Raw genomic sequence first — 15382 nt, forward strand, 5'->3', positions numbered from 1 at the left:
AACTTGTGTTTGCCAGAGGTATTTATCGGTCAGATAATTGACATCTAAGCCTATAATTTTTAACCTGTTATGCAAGGGCAGATGAAATAGAGCGTTCTTGGTAATTTCATCTTGTTGCCAATGCCGGTGTAGCTCAGTTGGTAGAGCAGCGCATTCGTAATGCGAAGGTCGTCAGTTCAATTCCGACCATCGGCACCAATTAAAACAATGAGTTACATCTGTTTTAACGACGATGCAAACAAGTCCTGTGTCGAATTTGTGTCGTTAGCATTGAGCATGCCATCTATCTGCTTGGCATGTTCAGCCAAGTGATTTGGCGCTAAATGCGCATATCGCATTACCATATCCAGCGTTTCCCACCCGCCCATCTCTTTTAATGCAGAGAGCGGTGTTCCTGCTTGAACCAGCCAGCTTGCCCATGTGTGCCTAAGATCGTGAAATCGAAAATTATCAATTCCGGCATTGGCGCATGCTGTGCCAAATGCCTTGCGGAAATCGCCAATTTTGTAAACTTGCTCCTTCCGTTTTGACTTGATAAATTTAACTTCACGAACAAACACAAATTGATGATGTTTTCCGATTTGTTCTCGTAGCACTCCGCAAGCTGTATCGTTCAGAGCGACGCCGATTGCCTTGCCCGCTTTGGCGTCCTCTGGATAGATCCAGCAAACCTTTCTCTGCATATCAATTTGCGACCACTCAAGATCAACAATGTTTGATTTGCGAAGCCCGGTTGCGAGTGCAAAAGTAACTACCGGCTTTAGATAGTCTGGAAGGCCTTTTATCAGTAAATTTGCCTCTGCATGCGTTATCCATCGGATTCGCTTATTTTTCAGCTTTGGCGTTTTTACTGTCGGCAATCTATCCAGCCATTTCCATTCATTGGCTGCAATGCGCAGTAGGGAACGAATGAATGCCAGGTATGAGGCTTTTGTTGCCACAGCTACTGGCTTGGGAACAAACTTAGGCACTGGTTTTCTCAAGCGCATTAATCGATCGCGCATTGCTTCCCAGTTCTCTCTGTGTTTTCTGTTCTCGAGCTTGCTGATCGCTTCCGCTATTGCTAATTCAGTGATACTGGATAGCAATTTTCCACTAAAGTGCTGCAACCAAAAACCCATTCTCGTTTTATCATCATCAATAGATTTTTTGTCTGATTTTTCATTAAGCCAGCGCAGGCACGCCTCATCAAAGGTTTTAGCCGGAGCCTCACCAAGCCGGTGAGTTCTCCAGAGCTGAGCCTTCAAAGTATCGTGGTATTCCTGGGCGAGCCTTTTGTCCTCTGTGCCAGCCGAGCACCTAACTCTACTACCGTCTGGTGCTGTGATGTCACAGTGCCACATTTTGCCCCTGAGGTTGATTGCCATGTTTTAGTTACCTCCGTTTTGTTGCTGCAATCAATCCCGCCAACACTTTCATTGTGTGTCATGTTCTTGATGCAATCAATGCAGCTTGATTTGAGAATGCGGTATTCGCCATTTTTAGATGTCTGAGATGCCAGCAATTTTCTGGCTTTGATTAAACCCCTTGTGAAACGCTCACCGAATTTCATGAATGCGGCGGCCTCACGAAGAGTGAACACTTCTTCGTCCATTTGATGGCCTTATTTGATTTAACTTGATTTGATGTTTAGAGGGCGTAGCGGGTAGTGCGGTTATTCTGGCTGTTCCGGTGCTGCTGGTAATGGCATCCAGTGAGTTACGCCATCAAGCTTTTTCATTTGCGGGAATCTAAACCAACCGTTAGGCTCTTTTCTGCATATAAACTGATAACCGCCATGGCCAACACAAATAGACATAGAATAATCATCAGGCATCCGCTCACTAACCGGAATCCACCCATCTGATACCACTGAATTTGCATACTCCTCATTCATCGCAATCGCATCACTCAGGCATTGGTTATACCCATCAGCAAAGGTGTTGTGATGTGAGTCAATAACGGTGTCGCCATGCAATTCATAATCCATGCGGTCGGGCAGGCTGAATGATGCGGCCTGACCAGCTCTATATGCTGCTTGCCATACTTTCCAGTAATCTCTCTCAAGTCTTGCTGGATATGGATGTGTGCTACCCACGATTATTTTTGCTACGTTTACCATCCACTTTTCAAACTCTTCGCGCTGTGTCATTTGCTGGACTCCAATTTATCCAACAACGAATCGGCGTATGAAATGGAATCTTCAATAAACCCGTTGTATGTATTTCCTGTTGATATTGACGCAGACATAAAATGCATGGCGAACATTTCTCGCTTAGTTAGTCCTGTAAACTGAAATCGCGCGTTATCACCAACCTGATAAGACCAAACCTCATCGGTTTTGCTTATTTCTCCGGTCGTTGGTGCCGCTGGTTTATTTCCGTTTTTCATTTAAATCTCCTCTTAAAACTTTGCAGGACCACATGCGCTGCAAAGTAATTTTCCTTTCAACTCTGGCGAATATGACCAGTCAAACCATTGCTCTGGATAACCAGAAAACCCTTGGCAAGATAAAGCTGTATTCTCAACGCACCCGCAGTTTTCACACTGGAATAAGCTCATTACTCACCATCCAATTTAAATCCGAATACAACATATCCATCACGCTGAAAATAATTGGTTACATAAGTAATGACGCCATTAATTGTTCGTCCAGTTTCGATGCCGTTATGTTTTGCTATTTCATGTTTTGTGAAAGTATCTCCAGCCTGAAATCCACGATCATCATTAAATCTGATTGCAAACCGTTTTCTTCCATCTAAAACAGCACTGAAGTAGCAAGATTCTGTTTTTAAATCATGGTGCATCACTCCACCTGGCGCTTTAAGTTCGCCAGATCGCATTGACCTATGAAGCTCTCGCCATTGCTTTTCTGTTAAAATTGGCAGGATGTCAGCGTTTAATTGCTGAATAACCCATTCATTCTCCAACCGCTGCGCTTTTTCGGCTGTGGTTTCGATGGGACAGAATCGGCTCATAAACTCAGGCTCAAACATACTGAAACCACGCACATAATCATTATCCCACCAAGTTACCATTCCGCCTTTTACGCGTATGATTTCATGTATTTTTCCGGTGTCCTTGCACTTTGCTTCGCAGCCAACCTCCGGCAACCGCCCCGCCTTCTGATCTTCAGCATTCCATACTGGCGTTTTGATGATGCGGCGCATGGCCGCTATGAAATCAGCATAACCTTGATATCGAACCAAATCTCTCAGCGCGATGATGATGCTTGTGTATTGAAACATTTCTCCAGTTTCATCATTTTTCGAAACGAACACAACATCCGGCATGGCACCATCAAACAACTCCTGAGGACCAAACACCGGCTCATATTTAATTTCTTCACTCATAAAACCTTCCTGATAATTTAGTTACAACAAAAGCCGTTAATAAATAAGCGCTACTATTGAAAGCGATATAGCAAGCTATTGCATATTCCATAGCGCTTTATTCTCTTTCTGTAACGATTCGATAAACTTCAAAATCACCTGAGCGCATTCACCTTGTGTTTTTAACCACTCCAGCGAATATTCCAGCGTTGGAGGTTCGTGAGTTACTGGTTGCATTTCCTGCCGGTCTGCCATTGTGATTGTTTTCGTTAGTTCATGAGGCATATTAATCTCTCTCTTTAATGACGCCATTAATCAGACTCATCTGATAAAGGAATTGAGTGTGACTAAATCCGAGAAGCTTTATTGTTTCTCTGTGCTTGTCGAATATTTTAAATATCACACCGATGTGTTTTGATTTAATACGATCCTTCGGTTCAACTCCGGCAAGCTGAACATCAATATCAGTGTTAATCTGCCGTATAATTGCGCGAAGGGCGTTTTGTTTTGCGGAGTCCATAATTTAACTCCAGACAATAGAAATCCGCTGCTGATGAGTTATCAACAGTTTCTGTGGTTAAGTGGGGTATTGGTTAGTGTAAAGTGATGATTTTTCTATGTATGTGGTGTGGCGAGCACCAATCTTGAATGGATTGAACACAAGGATAAATTGAGGCTTGTTATTGCCTGATATTGGTTCGTTTTTCTCATTCAGGAAGGCAAGACGCCCGCTTGCATAACCGCCTGTTTCTTTTTCATCTGCAATGATGTATCGGATTTCAGAGACTGCTTTAAATGCCTCTTTAAACCAGCCTACAGATGTGTCTGCATTCAACAACATCACCACCCCAAGCCCGTTAATCTGTGACTCAATAGCTTTTTTAACCCATGGCATTGGGTCTGAGTACGGAGGGTTACACCAGACGTAATCCGTTTTACTGGAGAAGCCATACGCATCAATAATCAGTTCGCGCCAGTCATTATTCAGTGAGTCACTTTCCTGCGTGAAATAAACCTCATGCAGATTGTTATCATCATCGCTGGCCATATCAGCACAAAACTCAAACTCAGCATCCAGCGCATTAAATACTTGTTTCGGCGTTCTCCATTCATCGTTAGCCATTCTATGCCGCCTCCCATTCCTTAACGCGATAGTTGTCATAAACGTACTTGTTTGCGCACTCCATGATGGCTTGCGCTGTTTTATCGCCAATGCCTTTCATTTTTGATAGCTTGAATGCTTGGTGGATCATGATGTCGTGTAACGTGAGGATGCCGTTTTGTTCTAATAAGCCTGATAACTTTTCTGTCACTACATCACGCACAATTATTGATTGCGCCCATGTTGCTCTGGTCAGTATCGGCTGGTGTGTTTCTGATAACGCATCCATTGCAAAACCCATAATGGCGTCGATGATTTCTTTTGATAGCGACCGAGAGAAATCGCATGGCGGAAGGACAGGGCAACACCATTCAGACATCATTACCATCACGCCCTCTCCGAATGAAGACATCACAAAGATTTTCCACTCCAGCTTCAGAACTTGCGTATCAAGTGATGTAATTCCGTGCGGAAGAACGTAAATGAAAAACGGGTTTTTCTTATCAGTATCATTCTCAGCAAAGAAGTGTTTGTTCAGATGCAGGTTATACAGTGCGCGGTATTTATCCTGTCGCTGCAAAGCCTGTATTTCGCTGTCATAGCGCTCAGCGTCTTTAACCAGTGCAGCTATCTTGCGCTGGCTTTCCGCTTCATTCCTGCGATGCTCGATATTTGCGGTTCTAAGCTCAGTTAATGCTTTTCGCTGATCATCGAGCAGCTTGGTTTTCTCTTTGTTTCTACGAGCAAGAGAATCTGGATTTAACTCACGCAGGCGTTTAAGTTCACGCTCTGCAGTGTCGGCTCTCAGCTTTGCGGCAACAGACTTTGTTTCTGCCTTGGATGCTGCAGTTTCAGCATCCAGCGCCCGACCTTCAAACTCAATTTGAGCTTCTTTCAGGCTGTGTATCTCGATCTTTAAAGCGCTTACTTCTCGCTGACTTTGTTCAATATCAGCGGTTAGTTTTTCATTCAAATCAACCGCAGCGTTATAGTCATCAATACTGGTTGATTCAAACTGCTCCGCATTATCGAGCAGGAATTGCTCTTGGTTATTCAGGTGGTCCAGGGCGTTCTGTAATTGCTGTCGTGATGATGCAAAGGCGCGGGTTATCGCCGCGCATGGTGTCAGTTGTGGTTCCATAGTGGTGTCCTAAACGATGCTGCCAATCGTGTTAAAAACGAGGTCGCGAGAGAGGGCTATAGGCTGAATTTGGTCATTGGATACGAGAGCTTGGTAAATCTTTTCGAGCAATTCATTGTTGTCACTTTCTTTGAATCCTAATTGATGACCACGGCGTTCCAACTCATCAATCAGATCCTGTGTGTCGATATCATCAAGCTCTACATCAACGTCAACATTTACGCTTATCGTTGGCATAGTGGTGTCCGATTAAAGCCCCGAAGGGCTAGGGTTAGACGGGTATGTCGTCGGATTTGCGAGAGTTGATCAGGTTTTGAACCACAACCTTATCTTGCGGGTTCAGAGTGTTCATGATGTCTTGAGCAACATCAATTTCCCCGCGTCTCACCGCTGCACAAGCATCTTCAAGCATCGGATCAACTGCTGCGGCCTGCGGTATTTCTTCGCTCTGCGGTTGGTCGTATGTCATTGGCTCGTCTGTTGGCACGCCCGAACCGTCATCAATAATGTCAAACTCACCGGAAACGACCAGATTATTATCCTGGCTAACCCCGGCGTCCGTTCTTTCATCCAGCGCAACGGCAGTTTGCAGCTCTATGGACACAGGCAGGTATTTGAACAAACGGCGGATCACGGTTTTCTTTGCCATTTCTTCGAAGTGAGTAACCCACGGGCCGTTATCCTTTGATTTGCTTTGAGCGCGAACAGCATTTACTTGCTCAATGCTCATCACTTCAAACTGAACGCCACCATCTTTCAGCTTCGCAACGGCATAGACATGAGTTAATCGTCCGGGATCGCCTTTTTCATATGGCTTGTGGTGGAGTTTTTCATCCAGTCCGTATTCGTAACTAAATTCGTCATTCTCGTTAACTGCTCGAGCAGATAGACTGACTATCTGTCCAGAACGGCGGGCCAAATCAATCATGCCGCGATAGCCGACAATGAACTGAACTTCTACGCAATTCTTTTTGCGGTTATTGAATGGCAAAAGGTAGGCGTGACCCAACGCGCCACCGGGCTCTAAACCGAGCTGAGCACATTGCATGATTGCACCAAGAAACGATGTTTGGTCACAACGGGCCAGCATTGGGGTTCTGCGGATTTCAGTGGTAGCGATACGAGCCAGGCGATCTGCTGTCATGTGCTTTGGCAGTGCCAGCGCCATTTGCTGTTTGATTTTTGGGTCAGCCATCAACCCCGCGATTGTTTGTGGCCGTTGTTGTTGCGTTGCCGGAGCTGCGCCAGTGGCAGCTCTCAGCGCATTAGTAGCTGATGTCATAGAGGTTATTCCTGAATTTGTTTAAATTGCGGTTGTGTACGAACTACTTGATCCGCATGACGCGAGACTCAGAAGGCTTTTTGAATTGTTCGTACAGGGCAGGGTAAGCGGCTTGAAATTCTTTGGTGCTGAACCGGTTGGTCGTTTGGTTCTTCCAGGTAATGAGCGGCTGGCCTGACATGGTGATGACCGAGGCATCTTTCATTGCCAGCTTGACCTTGGTTTCCGCCGCTTCGATTTGAACATCCAACTGCTTGGCTTGAGCTTTTAGCTCTTTCAGTTGCATGATTGCTTCGAGAGATTCAGCGTCAGCCTCAACCTCTAGGCCGGAGTCTTTCTTGAATAGTCGCTCTGCATCACTCAGCGTTTGCGCTTCGGGTGGTATGCGCTGTTCCATGTTGTGCCAGAATGCGATTTCTTTCTGACGGAGCAACTGGATCACATCTTCATCACGCTCAACCCGGTATGTTCTGAAATCATCCATTCCGATCATCGCACCGAAGATACAAACCTGTTTTCCAGTAACCATTAGCCCATGCATTGCCTGTGCAGCGTAATAGACGGGGATGTCATCGGTATCCATGATCCCCCAATCTTTGGAAGCAAATGGATGAACCGTTTTGATTTCGATGTTTTCGCCTGATTCCGCTTCGGCATCGATTTCAGCACACAAGAACGGATATTCAGGATCTTGATAGCGGAACCCACGACGAATAATATTCAATCCAGTTTCTTCTGCGAACAAGTCGATGATGTACGGCTCCATGCGTTTTCCGCGAGCAAAGATTTTTGCCTTGGATGGATCATCCGGTTGTTTGCCGTTGACTTTATCCATGTAAACATCAAGGGCGGTGCGCCACTTTGATACACCAAGAATGGCGGCAGCATCAGAACCACCAATGTAAAGTGAGCGATCTAATTCGCCAACCTGATTTAATTCAACTTGTGCGTTCATGAAGCCTCCCGCATTGATATGATCATGTCAGTGTTGCGTTGCTCCAGTTCTGCCGGAGCTTCGTCGTAAGCGATTGAACTAACTATTTGATTGGTTACCCCCATCAACTTGGCAACCATTAGTTCCAACTCAGAACCACGCACACCGCGATACCAAGCCTCACGAAGTTCAGCTTCTTTATCCCAGAACAGCTCGGTATCAGCCTGAATTTCTTGGATTGAGTAGAGATCGATTTTTGAGTAATTGCCTTTGAGCGTTGCCGCTGTGATTTCATCAGCAACTTGCTGAATGGCGATGTTGTGCTGTTCTTCTTTGCCTTGTTGGTAAGCGAATTCATCAGCGGAAAGAGTATTCGCATCGAAGTGCTTTCTGAGATTTACATCTAGGTGAGACATTATTGATTGCATCACGCACCAACCTTAGCCGGAATAATCGATTTATGATTGCCGGTTTCGATGATTTGATCTGATATAACGCCGAACTGCTGGCTGCGTAATGTAGGGACTGATCGTTGCATGTTGCGGAAAATTCGAGCGTTGCGACGGCGTTGCATGAAATGGCGGTATGCGTTACTTACCGCCTTCGTTGTTGCACAAAATAGGCGCATGGTGATAACCTCCGAATTAAGGTTTTATTGGATGTGGTGTCCGATTAAATCTGGAAGGTCAGCGGGTGAGAGCGATGGCCTTTTTTTATTGGGCGTAAATCAGCGGGATAAAGCAGACCGTCAGGACGACAGCCATAGCGAACCAAGCGGCGTAGTAAGCGATTTTCATAGCTGGTACTCGCGTTCGATTCGATTTAAATCATGCTGCAACTCGATCATGCGGCGTCTTGCGGTGAACTGTTTGCTCTTTGCTGACGACGGAATTGGAGCTGGCGTGGCAGGGCGTTTTGGTCGCCAATTAAACTCTGCTCTCGGTAACTCATCGAAGTTAATTTCCATTTCATTCCCTCGAAAAAAGCCCGGTAATCCGGGCGCATTGAATGGCTGGTTAGTAGGGCTTTAGCCGTCGCCGTAGCCGTTGCCGTTGCCGTCGCCGTAGCCGTAGCCGTTGCCGTTGCCGTCGCCGTAGCCGTAGCCGTTGCCGTTGCCGTCGCCGTAGCCGTTGCCGTTGCCGTCGCCGTAGCCGTAGCCGTTGCCGTCGCCGTAGCCGTAGCCGTTGCCGTCGCCGTAGCCGTAGCCGTTGCCGTCGCCGTAGCCGTAGCCGTAGCCGTAGCCGTAGCCGTAGCCGTAGCCGTAGCCGTAGCCGTAGCCGTCGCCGTTTTTGCTAACGGCCAGCGTTACCGATTCGGCATCACAAAATTTGATAGTCATACAGACCTCATAATTTGTCGTTTTGCACGCGCATCAGGTGAATTACTGTTAATTCATGCGTCAGCATTTCAGCTGTTTTGCGGAGGCGGGTATCTGATGTTGGCCCGGTAATAGCTAACTGACCAAGACCTTCGGTTGTGCCCCAGCGCTCAATAACTGATGGGTTTTCGATTGACAGGTAATCGCCCTGCTTTGTTACGTTACCGACAACAATCCAGCCTCGCTGCATGGTGACGATATAGCGAGCGCCTTGCTCAATTGGGTTTTGTTGTTCAATTGCTGGTTTAGCTCCGAAAAACGCAGCTAATTCTTTGGCTTGGCCGATTGTTAATTTATCAATGTTCATAACATCCTCTGGTGGTGGTGATTTATCTGGTAGCGCACTGGTCGCTGGCTTTTTTGACTGTGGCTCAACAATCGGGGTAAACGCCAATGCGCTGTCAGATAAGGCCTGTAACCAAGCCTTTTCGTATCACTCATTACCACTAAAGAGCCTTGGCGCCAGCTAACTGGCGTTGCAGTATTGATTCAATTTTAGGCCACTACGAATAGCCAAACTATTTGCTGCACTACGAATACAGCGGAAGCCACATTATGCGGAGCTAATTACCGCACTCGTGCAGGAACTGGATCTGCACATCCAGCAATGTGGCTTCCGATGTACTCGATTTGGCGCCCTGTGCAGGATTCGAACCTGCGACCGAAGGATTAGAAATCCTTTGCTCTATCCGACTGAGCTAGCGGCGCGTGTATATCTTTTCGGTCAACCGCCGGGCGCGTTCCCGGTTACCGTCATCACCCGCATGCTGCAGCAGACTGTCGGTTGCCTCGCGTTTCACATCTTCATCAGCATCACAGGCCGTATCGTATTTATTTCACGGTCGGTACTGCGTGTTGTTCACTTACTCAACATGCGAAAGCTTTCTTCTTAACCATGTTTTTACTGCGTCTCCCGCTTATCACTACTTCACAGGTCAGTTAGTTCCGTAGGGCGGCTTCCGCTGCGTAACCACAGCAAATTCATGGCCGTGTAACCCAATTCTCTTAAAGAACTGCGAAATTCAGGTTGAGTTTTCCCGCGTCAAGAAATCCGAAGATTTGACGTAAGGTTTCAATCTGTCGCGGGGTAAGGGAAAGCTCTCTGATCCAGCTTTGCATTACCTACGTTTTCGCTTCGGCTATCTCGGGGCCACCGGACTTTTTCTATCGCTGCGACTCTGCGCTGCTGATGGTTATAAATCTACAAGAGCGCCTTTAATAAATCAAGAGCAACTTGATAATAAATTCAATTAAACTTGATTTATCTTTATAATAACTTGATTTTTCTTGATAAAAAAATCAAAGAAAACTTGATTAATTTTCGACAGACAACAAAAAACCCGCCGTAGCGGGTTGGTTTGAATGGATAATAAAGATTAAGACATTGTTATTGATTGGTAGATGCGCTTGTTTATTACATGTTTAATAATCTGTTTTGATGACTCTGATACATTAGTCATTTTTACTTTATTTTTGAAAGCATCAAATCCCATATCCCTGGCAAGAATCCCAATAAATTCATCAGCGAATGACGGAGAGATAGCTTTACCATTGAAATCAAGAGTCACAGTGTTGTCATCAGAAAGCTTAAGCAATAACTGCTCCCTGGCTAACTTCCCAATATCTCTAGTAGATAAGGTTTGGAAGTCAGTAGATAGATCAATCAAAGAGTTCATTGTACTCATCCTCTGATAGGCAATTAGGAGTAGGCCATCCGTTATAAACGGAAGTGACATCAAGTGGCCTATCAAGATTCCATTCAAATATTAGTAATGTACCATCCCAGCCACAACCAAGGGTCCCATGAGAAACGCCATGATGAGAATTCTGGTAATACTCATTTCCAGATACAAGCAGTAGGTGTCCATTACAATGTGATATTAGATCATTGGTTAAAGTTAAGCCATAACCAGAATGAGATTTGCCAGGCTTACCGGTAACTCCATACTCCACTGCCACAGAGCATGCGTTTTCATTCCTTAGTCTTTCATGGAGCAGTTCATTATCAAGAAGAGATTTTCTGATGCCAATTCCGCAGTCAGTTATACAAATTTGAGCTAAATTCGCCTTTTTCCATGCTTGTCCGCAAACTAAGCCAAAAGTATCTTCTTTTTGTGAGTCTGTTGTTGAGTGAGAGCAACAGTTATCAAGAAGTTCTGCCATTAATGTCTGAATGCTATCAACTGTTAATTGGCAATTAATTCCACCGCCAAACATTTCTGATATATCGATCGATGTTTGATGAACATCACCGGTTTTTGAAATTGACCTTGCTTCAACAAATCTACCAGCAGCTGGATTCTTATTTACCATGATCGGTGGTTTTTGTCCTATAGCATCCCACAACCCCATTCTAGCTGCATATTGCTCTTGATAGGGCGGGATAGATATATCCGCATTTAGAAGTTTTGCTTTTGTGGCTATAGTTGCAAAGTGGAATGGTTTCCAAAAGTGAGGTGCATTGTAAGATCTTGAATTGTGGATATTTTCCATTTGTTCAATCCAATTGATCACATCACCAATATCCGTTATGTTCATTTTTATATTTCCCGCGATGAAAAGACCGCACTCTGGCGGCCTTATTGAATTCTTTTTAATGAGAGTGACGTAATTACTTTCCCAATCACCTTCATGCTAGCTCTTTCGCTGGACGGTATGGTGAATGGCTCATACTGCTTATTATCTGAGATCATCAACAGCGATCCATCAGGTATGCGCTGTAATCGCTTGATAAAAGACTGTTTATTCATTGTGAAAACGTAAATACCATCACTAATTACATCATTAATTCCGGTATCAACAAACACTGTTTCGCCTATGTTAATTGTTTCTGCCATTGAGTCATCGAACGCTAAAACGTAGCGGATCGAAGCGGCATTAACCCCTGGTATTTCCTGTGACAATAGCGATGGCGTGACGATAAAGCTTTTAATAAATGAGGGTTTTAATTTTGAATTTGATTCATCTAATTCAATTCTGAGTATTTCGGCTTTATCTGTTGAGCTTTGTATTTCCCCTACATCATCGAGTGCTATTAAAGCTAAAGGTGATACACCAAAAAAAGCAGCTATCGGGATCATTTTATCTTTCTTTGGCTCAGAGCCGCCTTGATCGAGCTCTTTGCACCATAGAGTCACTGTCTGGTTGGAGACGCCAATAGCTCTTGCCAGATCCGCCTTAGACTTATCCTGCAAATTCAGTAATTCATTAATCTTTTGAGCTGTTGATTTAGCCATTTAGTACCAGCCATTTTTAAAAGAGTACACATTTCGCAATCATACAAGCAGTGCTTTATTTTTCCACTTGATGAAAACTCAAGCGCTACTTGACATAAATCCGCTTATGATCAAGAATCTCTTTATTGAATCATAAAGAGGTAGTTGATATGCAAAACCAAGACAAAACGCCACTAGAAAAAGCAATTAATTCTGCCGGGAGTCAGGTTCTTCTGGCTGAAATGCTTGGTGTAACACCGCAAGCCGTACAGCAATGGAAAAAAAGTAACAAAGTCCCAGCAGAGCGAGTGATTTCAGTGGAGCGTATTACCGGCGTTAGCCGTCACGATATCCGTCCTGATATTTATCCACGCGAATCAGCCGCTTAACCACAACTTAAGGATAAACAATCCATTCACAAGCGCTTGTCAATTCAATGACATCTGAGAGGTATCTATGAAGGGAGAAAATCAGCTATTTCCCGAGGGACTGTGTGAGGCAATCAATCAGTGGAAACGCGTCGCTACACGAAAAAATATTTTACTTTCCATTGAGGACGCATTCTTCCTCCTTAAGGCGCAGGGCAAGCAATTGCCTTTTGAGCTGGCAGCACAGGGTAGCGAAGCCAATCACCGCCGCATTGAGCGCAATCTGATGAGTTTTGAAGACGTCAGAACGTTGTCAGCAGAACGGCGTCTGTTTTTCCTGACGTTCTATCCCGCCGTGATCTTGGCAATGCCGCTTGAAATCAAAGCCAAGTTCTTTGAGACAACATTCGGATCATACGGGGTCACGTTTTATGAGCCAGTAAAAATTGACCCGTCGCAATTCAAACAGTTGGTTTGTTCGCTGAATGAGTCAATAGGGCGGCTGAATATTGATGTTATCAACGGGAACGATGGCATGGCGTACATAGCACAGATGCGTGATGCGTTGGAGCGGGCCTCATCGACTGGATACAGAGCAGCATGAAGCAGGAAATAAAAAGCCCGAGCGTTGCGGGAACAACCTCAGGCGGCGAATCGTTCAACAACCACGAAGAAGGATTAAAAAGATGGTAGCAGTCGGAGACATTTTAGGCAAATTCAGTTCGCGTAAAGCGGCTGAACAAGAGGCGGCTCGTCTTGGTTACACGAAGACCAAAGCGGGCTGGATGGGTTCAAAGCCTGGCGCACAGATCATCTATCTGCCAGCAACTAAACGTTATCAAGTGCAGATGGTGGTGCCAGCATGAACATTATTCCATTTAACTTCGAGTCAAAAGAAATTCGCGTTGTTGAGATCAATAATGATCCTTGGTTTGTTGCAAAAGATGTTGCTGTTGCGCTTGGGTATACAAATACAAACGATGCAATTTCACGCCACTGCAAGGGGGTCGTGAAACGCTACCCCCTTATGACACCAGGCGGAACGCAGGAAGCTCGTATTATTTCTGAATCTGACGTGCTAAGGCTTATTGTTGGAAGCGCACTTCCAGAAGCAGTTCAGTTTGAAAACTGGGTATTTGAAACAGTTCTTCCATCTATCCGCAAGAACGGTGGTTACATCGCTGGTCAGGAAACTGATGATCCTGAATTAATCATGGCCAAGGCGCTACAGGTAGCTCAGAACGTCATCTATAGGAAAACGCTGGAGCTGAAGCAGGCTAAAGAGATCATCGCTATTCAGTCCCCAAAGGCTGAGTTTGCTGATCGCATTGCAAGCGCCGAAAAAGGAACCCTTATCGGTAATTTCGCTAAGGCGGTTGGATTGGGCCCGAAATCAATTTTCAAAGTATTGCGCGATCAACGAGTGTTAATGAAGGGAGGTAATCGTCACAACCTGCCATTCCAGGAATACATAGAGCGTGGCTACTTTGAAGTCACAGAGCGGCCGTATGAAGTTAATGACGAAACCCGCATTGCATTTACGCCGCTGATCACAGGTAAAGGCCAACAGTGGATCACTCAAAAACTGATCGCGTCTGGCCACCTGAAAGCTATTTCGACGGGGGTTCCGGCATGAGCACTGCAGAAGTAATCGCATTCCCAACACCTCAAATTCAACCGGCAGAGCCACCAAAGGAGGTTCGCGTGGCTGATTGTGATGATGGCTATACAAAAACGGCAAATGAAATTCAGAAGATGAAATGCAAGATCCGCTTATCTGGGCGTGAGCACAACATCCTCGAAGCGGTCATCTATTCGACATATGGATGGAACAAGAAACAGGACAGGCTAACCAATACTTACTTGGCGAATATGTGTGATATGGACCCGTCAGACGTCAACAAAGCACTGATCGAACTAGGTAAGCGCAACGTGATAACCATTCAGAAGATTGGTGTAATGAAGCTTGTCGGCATTAATAAAACAGTAAGCGATTGGGTGTTGGATAAGCAACCAAAACCAAAAAAACAAGATTCAAATGAAAATGGTGAAATCACCCAGAATTTAGGCGAAATCGCCCAAAGTGATAGGCGGAACCGCCTTTCAGATCGGGCGAAACTACCCAACACCCAATACAGTCTTACCCAAGACAATAAAGAACTAAAAGATCCTTCGTCCGAGAATCCTGGCGGATTCACAAACGTTGATTCAAATGAGATTGTTCCTATTGAGCAAGATTTAAAACCTAATCCCGTTAAAAACCGACCCGATGCGGCAGTGCAAACCCCGAAAGGCGACAAGTGGGGAACCGCTGAAGACCTGCAAGCGGCTGAGTACCTGTTCAAGAAAATTCAAATTATTCGGCCAACTGCGAAAACCCCGAATTGGCCTGAGTGGGCCAACACTATCCGAATCATGCGAGAGGCCGACGGAAGGACTCATCGTGAAATCTGTGAGCTGTTTAAATTTGCCAATCAAGACGCATTCTGGTCATCAAACATCCTGAGCCCGGCAAAACTGCGCGACAAGTGGGACACGCTCTGCATTCAGAGAGAAACTAATCCAGCTAAAAATCATAAAGCATCTTCCGATGAATGGGCTGCTGCTGCCAAGGATACATCTTGGGGCAAAAACCTGGGGGGTTGGTAAGC

General features: G+C 45.3%; 24 protein-coding genes and 2 tRNA genes. 6 read left to right on the forward strand and 20 right to left on the reverse strand.

The annotated features are described in order from the left end of the window. Positions 1-122: 122 nt before the first annotated feature. Positions 123-198 (forward strand) — tRNA-Thr (locus H027_RS0114090). A gap of 14 nt (positions 199-212) precedes the next feature. Here the strand turns inward: H027_RS0114090 and H027_RS0114095 are convergent. The 20 genes from H027_RS0114095 to H027_RS18465 all read right to left on the reverse strand — a co-directional run bounded on the left by H027_RS0114095 (position 213) and on the right by H027_RS18465 (position 12384). Then, positions 213-1247, reverse strand: coding sequence for a tyrosine-type recombinase/integrase (locus H027_RS0114095; protein ID WP_237657959.1), 1035 nt, complete (start codon positions 1245-1247; stop codon positions 213-215). Next, positions 1244-1594, reverse strand: coding sequence for a hypothetical protein (locus H027_RS19170; RefSeq protein ID WP_237657960.1), 351 nt, complete (start codon positions 1592-1594; stop codon positions 1244-1246). The genes H027_RS0114095 and H027_RS19170 overlap by 4 nt, the downstream gene beginning before the upstream one ends. Positions 1595-1654: 60 nt before the next feature. Then, positions 1655-2131: a DUF551 domain-containing protein gene (locus tag H027_RS18460; RefSeq protein WP_024873099.1), complete on the reverse strand. Its 477-nt coding sequence runs from the start codon at positions 2129-2131 to the stop codon at positions 1655-1657. After that, positions 2128-2370 (reverse strand): hypothetical protein, encoded by a 243-nt coding sequence (locus H027_RS0114105; RefSeq protein ID WP_024873100.1) that lies wholly within the window; start codon positions 2368-2370, stop codon positions 2128-2130. The genes H027_RS18460 and H027_RS0114105 overlap by 4 nt, the downstream gene beginning before the upstream one ends. 170 nt (positions 2371-2540) lie before the next feature. Next, positions 2541-3332 (reverse strand): DUF3850 domain-containing protein, encoded by a 792-nt coding sequence (locus H027_RS19010; protein ID WP_202593446.1) that lies wholly within the window; start codon positions 3330-3332, stop codon positions 2541-2543. Between the two features lie 75 nt (positions 3333-3407). Continuing rightward, positions 3408-3596, reverse strand: a complete 189-nt coding sequence (locus H027_RS0114115; protein ID WP_024873102.1) for a hypothetical protein — start codon at positions 3594-3596, stop codon at positions 3408-3410. A 1-nt stretch (position 3597) separates the two neighbouring features. Beyond that, positions 3598-3831, reverse strand: coding sequence for a hypothetical protein (locus tag H027_RS0114120; RefSeq protein WP_024873103.1), 234 nt, complete (start codon positions 3829-3831; stop codon positions 3598-3600). 57 nt (positions 3832-3888) lie between these two features. Continuing rightward, a complete protein-coding gene (locus H027_RS17925; protein WP_051448996.1) occupies positions 3889-4434 on the reverse strand; it encodes a phage N-6-adenine-methyltransferase in 546 nt (181 codons plus the stop codon). Position 4435: 1 nt separating this feature from the next. Then, positions 4436-5554 (reverse strand): hypothetical protein, encoded by a 1119-nt coding sequence (locus H027_RS0114130; RefSeq protein WP_024873105.1) that lies wholly within the window; start codon positions 5552-5554, stop codon positions 4436-4438. A gap of 9 nt (positions 5555-5563) precedes the next feature. After that, complete coding sequence (locus H027_RS0114135; RefSeq protein WP_024873106.1) at positions 5564-5791, reverse strand: hypothetical protein; 228 nt, start codon at positions 5789-5791, stop codon at positions 5564-5566. A gap of 34 nt (positions 5792-5825) precedes the next feature. After that, positions 5826-6836: a recombination protein RecT gene (gene recT, locus H027_RS0114140; protein WP_024873107.1), complete on the reverse strand. Its 1011-nt coding sequence runs from the start codon at positions 6834-6836 to the stop codon at positions 5826-5828. A gap of 43 nt (positions 6837-6879) precedes the next feature. Beyond that, a complete protein-coding gene (locus tag H027_RS0114145) occupies positions 6880-7791 on the reverse strand; it encodes a YqaJ viral recombinase family nuclease (RefSeq protein WP_024873108.1) in 912 nt (303 codons plus the stop codon). After that, positions 7788-8201, reverse strand: a complete 414-nt coding sequence (locus H027_RS0114150; protein ID WP_152536735.1) for a hypothetical protein — start codon at positions 8199-8201, stop codon at positions 7788-7790. The genes H027_RS0114145 and H027_RS0114150 overlap by 4 nt, the downstream gene beginning before the upstream one ends. Continuing rightward, positions 8198-8398: a hypothetical protein gene (locus tag H027_RS18845; protein WP_152536736.1), complete on the reverse strand. Its 201-nt coding sequence runs from the start codon at positions 8396-8398 to the stop codon at positions 8198-8200. Before H027_RS18845 ends, H027_RS0114150 begins: the two co-directional genes overlap by 4 nt. A gap of 399 nt (positions 8399-8797) precedes the next feature. Continuing rightward, positions 8798-9109: a hypothetical protein gene (locus tag H027_RS19015; protein WP_024873111.1), complete on the reverse strand. Its 312-nt coding sequence runs from the start codon at positions 9107-9109 to the stop codon at positions 8798-8800. Positions 9110-9116: 7 nt separating this feature from the next. Beyond that, on the reverse strand, positions 9117-9455 hold the full coding sequence (locus H027_RS0114170; RefSeq protein ID WP_024873112.1) for a hypothetical protein: 339 nt from the start codon (positions 9453-9455) through the stop codon (positions 9117-9119). Positions 9456-9779: 324 nt separating this feature from the next. Continuing rightward, a tRNA-Arg gene (locus H027_RS0114175) sits at positions 9780-9854 on the reverse strand. Positions 9855-10524: 670 nt separating this feature from the next. Beyond that, positions 10525-10824, reverse strand: coding sequence for an STAS-like domain-containing protein (locus H027_RS0114185; protein ID WP_024873114.1), 300 nt, complete (start codon positions 10822-10824; stop codon positions 10525-10527). After that, positions 10808-11686 carry an ATP-binding protein gene (locus H027_RS0114190; protein WP_024873115.1) on the reverse strand — a complete coding sequence of 293 codons (879 nt, stop codon included), beginning with the start codon at positions 11684-11686 and terminating at the stop codon, positions 10808-10810. The genes H027_RS0114185 and H027_RS0114190 overlap by 17 nt, the downstream gene beginning before the upstream one ends. Positions 11687-11727: 41 nt before the next feature. Then, positions 11728-12384: an XRE family transcriptional regulator gene (locus H027_RS18465; protein ID WP_024873116.1), complete on the reverse strand. Its 657-nt coding sequence runs from the start codon at positions 12382-12384 to the stop codon at positions 11728-11730. A gap of 149 nt (positions 12385-12533) precedes the next feature. Between H027_RS18465 and H027_RS0114200 the strand changes: the two genes are divergently transcribed. The 5 genes from H027_RS0114200 to H027_RS0114220 all read left to right on the forward strand — a co-directional run bounded on the left by H027_RS0114200 (position 12534) and on the right by H027_RS0114220 (position 15380). Beyond that, positions 12534-12752, forward strand: a complete 219-nt coding sequence (locus H027_RS0114200) for a transcriptional regulator (protein ID WP_024873117.1) — start codon at positions 12534-12536, stop codon at positions 12750-12752. 67 nt (positions 12753-12819) lie between these two features. Next, positions 12820-13335: a hypothetical protein gene (locus H027_RS0114205; protein ID WP_024873118.1), complete on the forward strand. Its 516-nt coding sequence runs from the start codon at positions 12820-12822 to the stop codon at positions 13333-13335. Positions 13336-13417: 82 nt separating this feature from the next. Beyond that, the gene (locus H027_RS0114210) at positions 13418-13597 is read left to right on the forward strand and encodes a hypothetical protein (RefSeq protein ID WP_024873119.1); all 180 of its coding nucleotides are present in this window, start codon (positions 13418-13420) and stop codon (positions 13595-13597) included. Further along, a complete protein-coding gene (locus tag H027_RS19020) occupies positions 13594-14367 on the forward strand; it encodes a phage antirepressor KilAC domain-containing protein (RefSeq protein WP_024873120.1) in 774 nt (257 codons plus the stop codon). The genes H027_RS0114210 and H027_RS19020 overlap by 4 nt, the downstream gene beginning before the upstream one ends. Continuing rightward, complete coding sequence (locus tag H027_RS0114220) at positions 14364-15380, forward strand: replication protein (protein WP_024873121.1); 1017 nt, start codon at positions 14364-14366, stop codon at positions 15378-15380. The genes H027_RS19020 and H027_RS0114220 overlap by 4 nt, the downstream gene beginning before the upstream one ends. The last annotated feature ends 2 nt before the right edge of the window (positions 15381-15382 follow it).

Source organism: Tolumonas lignilytica (genome assembly GCF_000527035.1).
GTDB lineage: Bacteria > Pseudomonadota > Gammaproteobacteria > Enterobacterales > Aeromonadaceae > Tolumonas > Tolumonas lignilytica.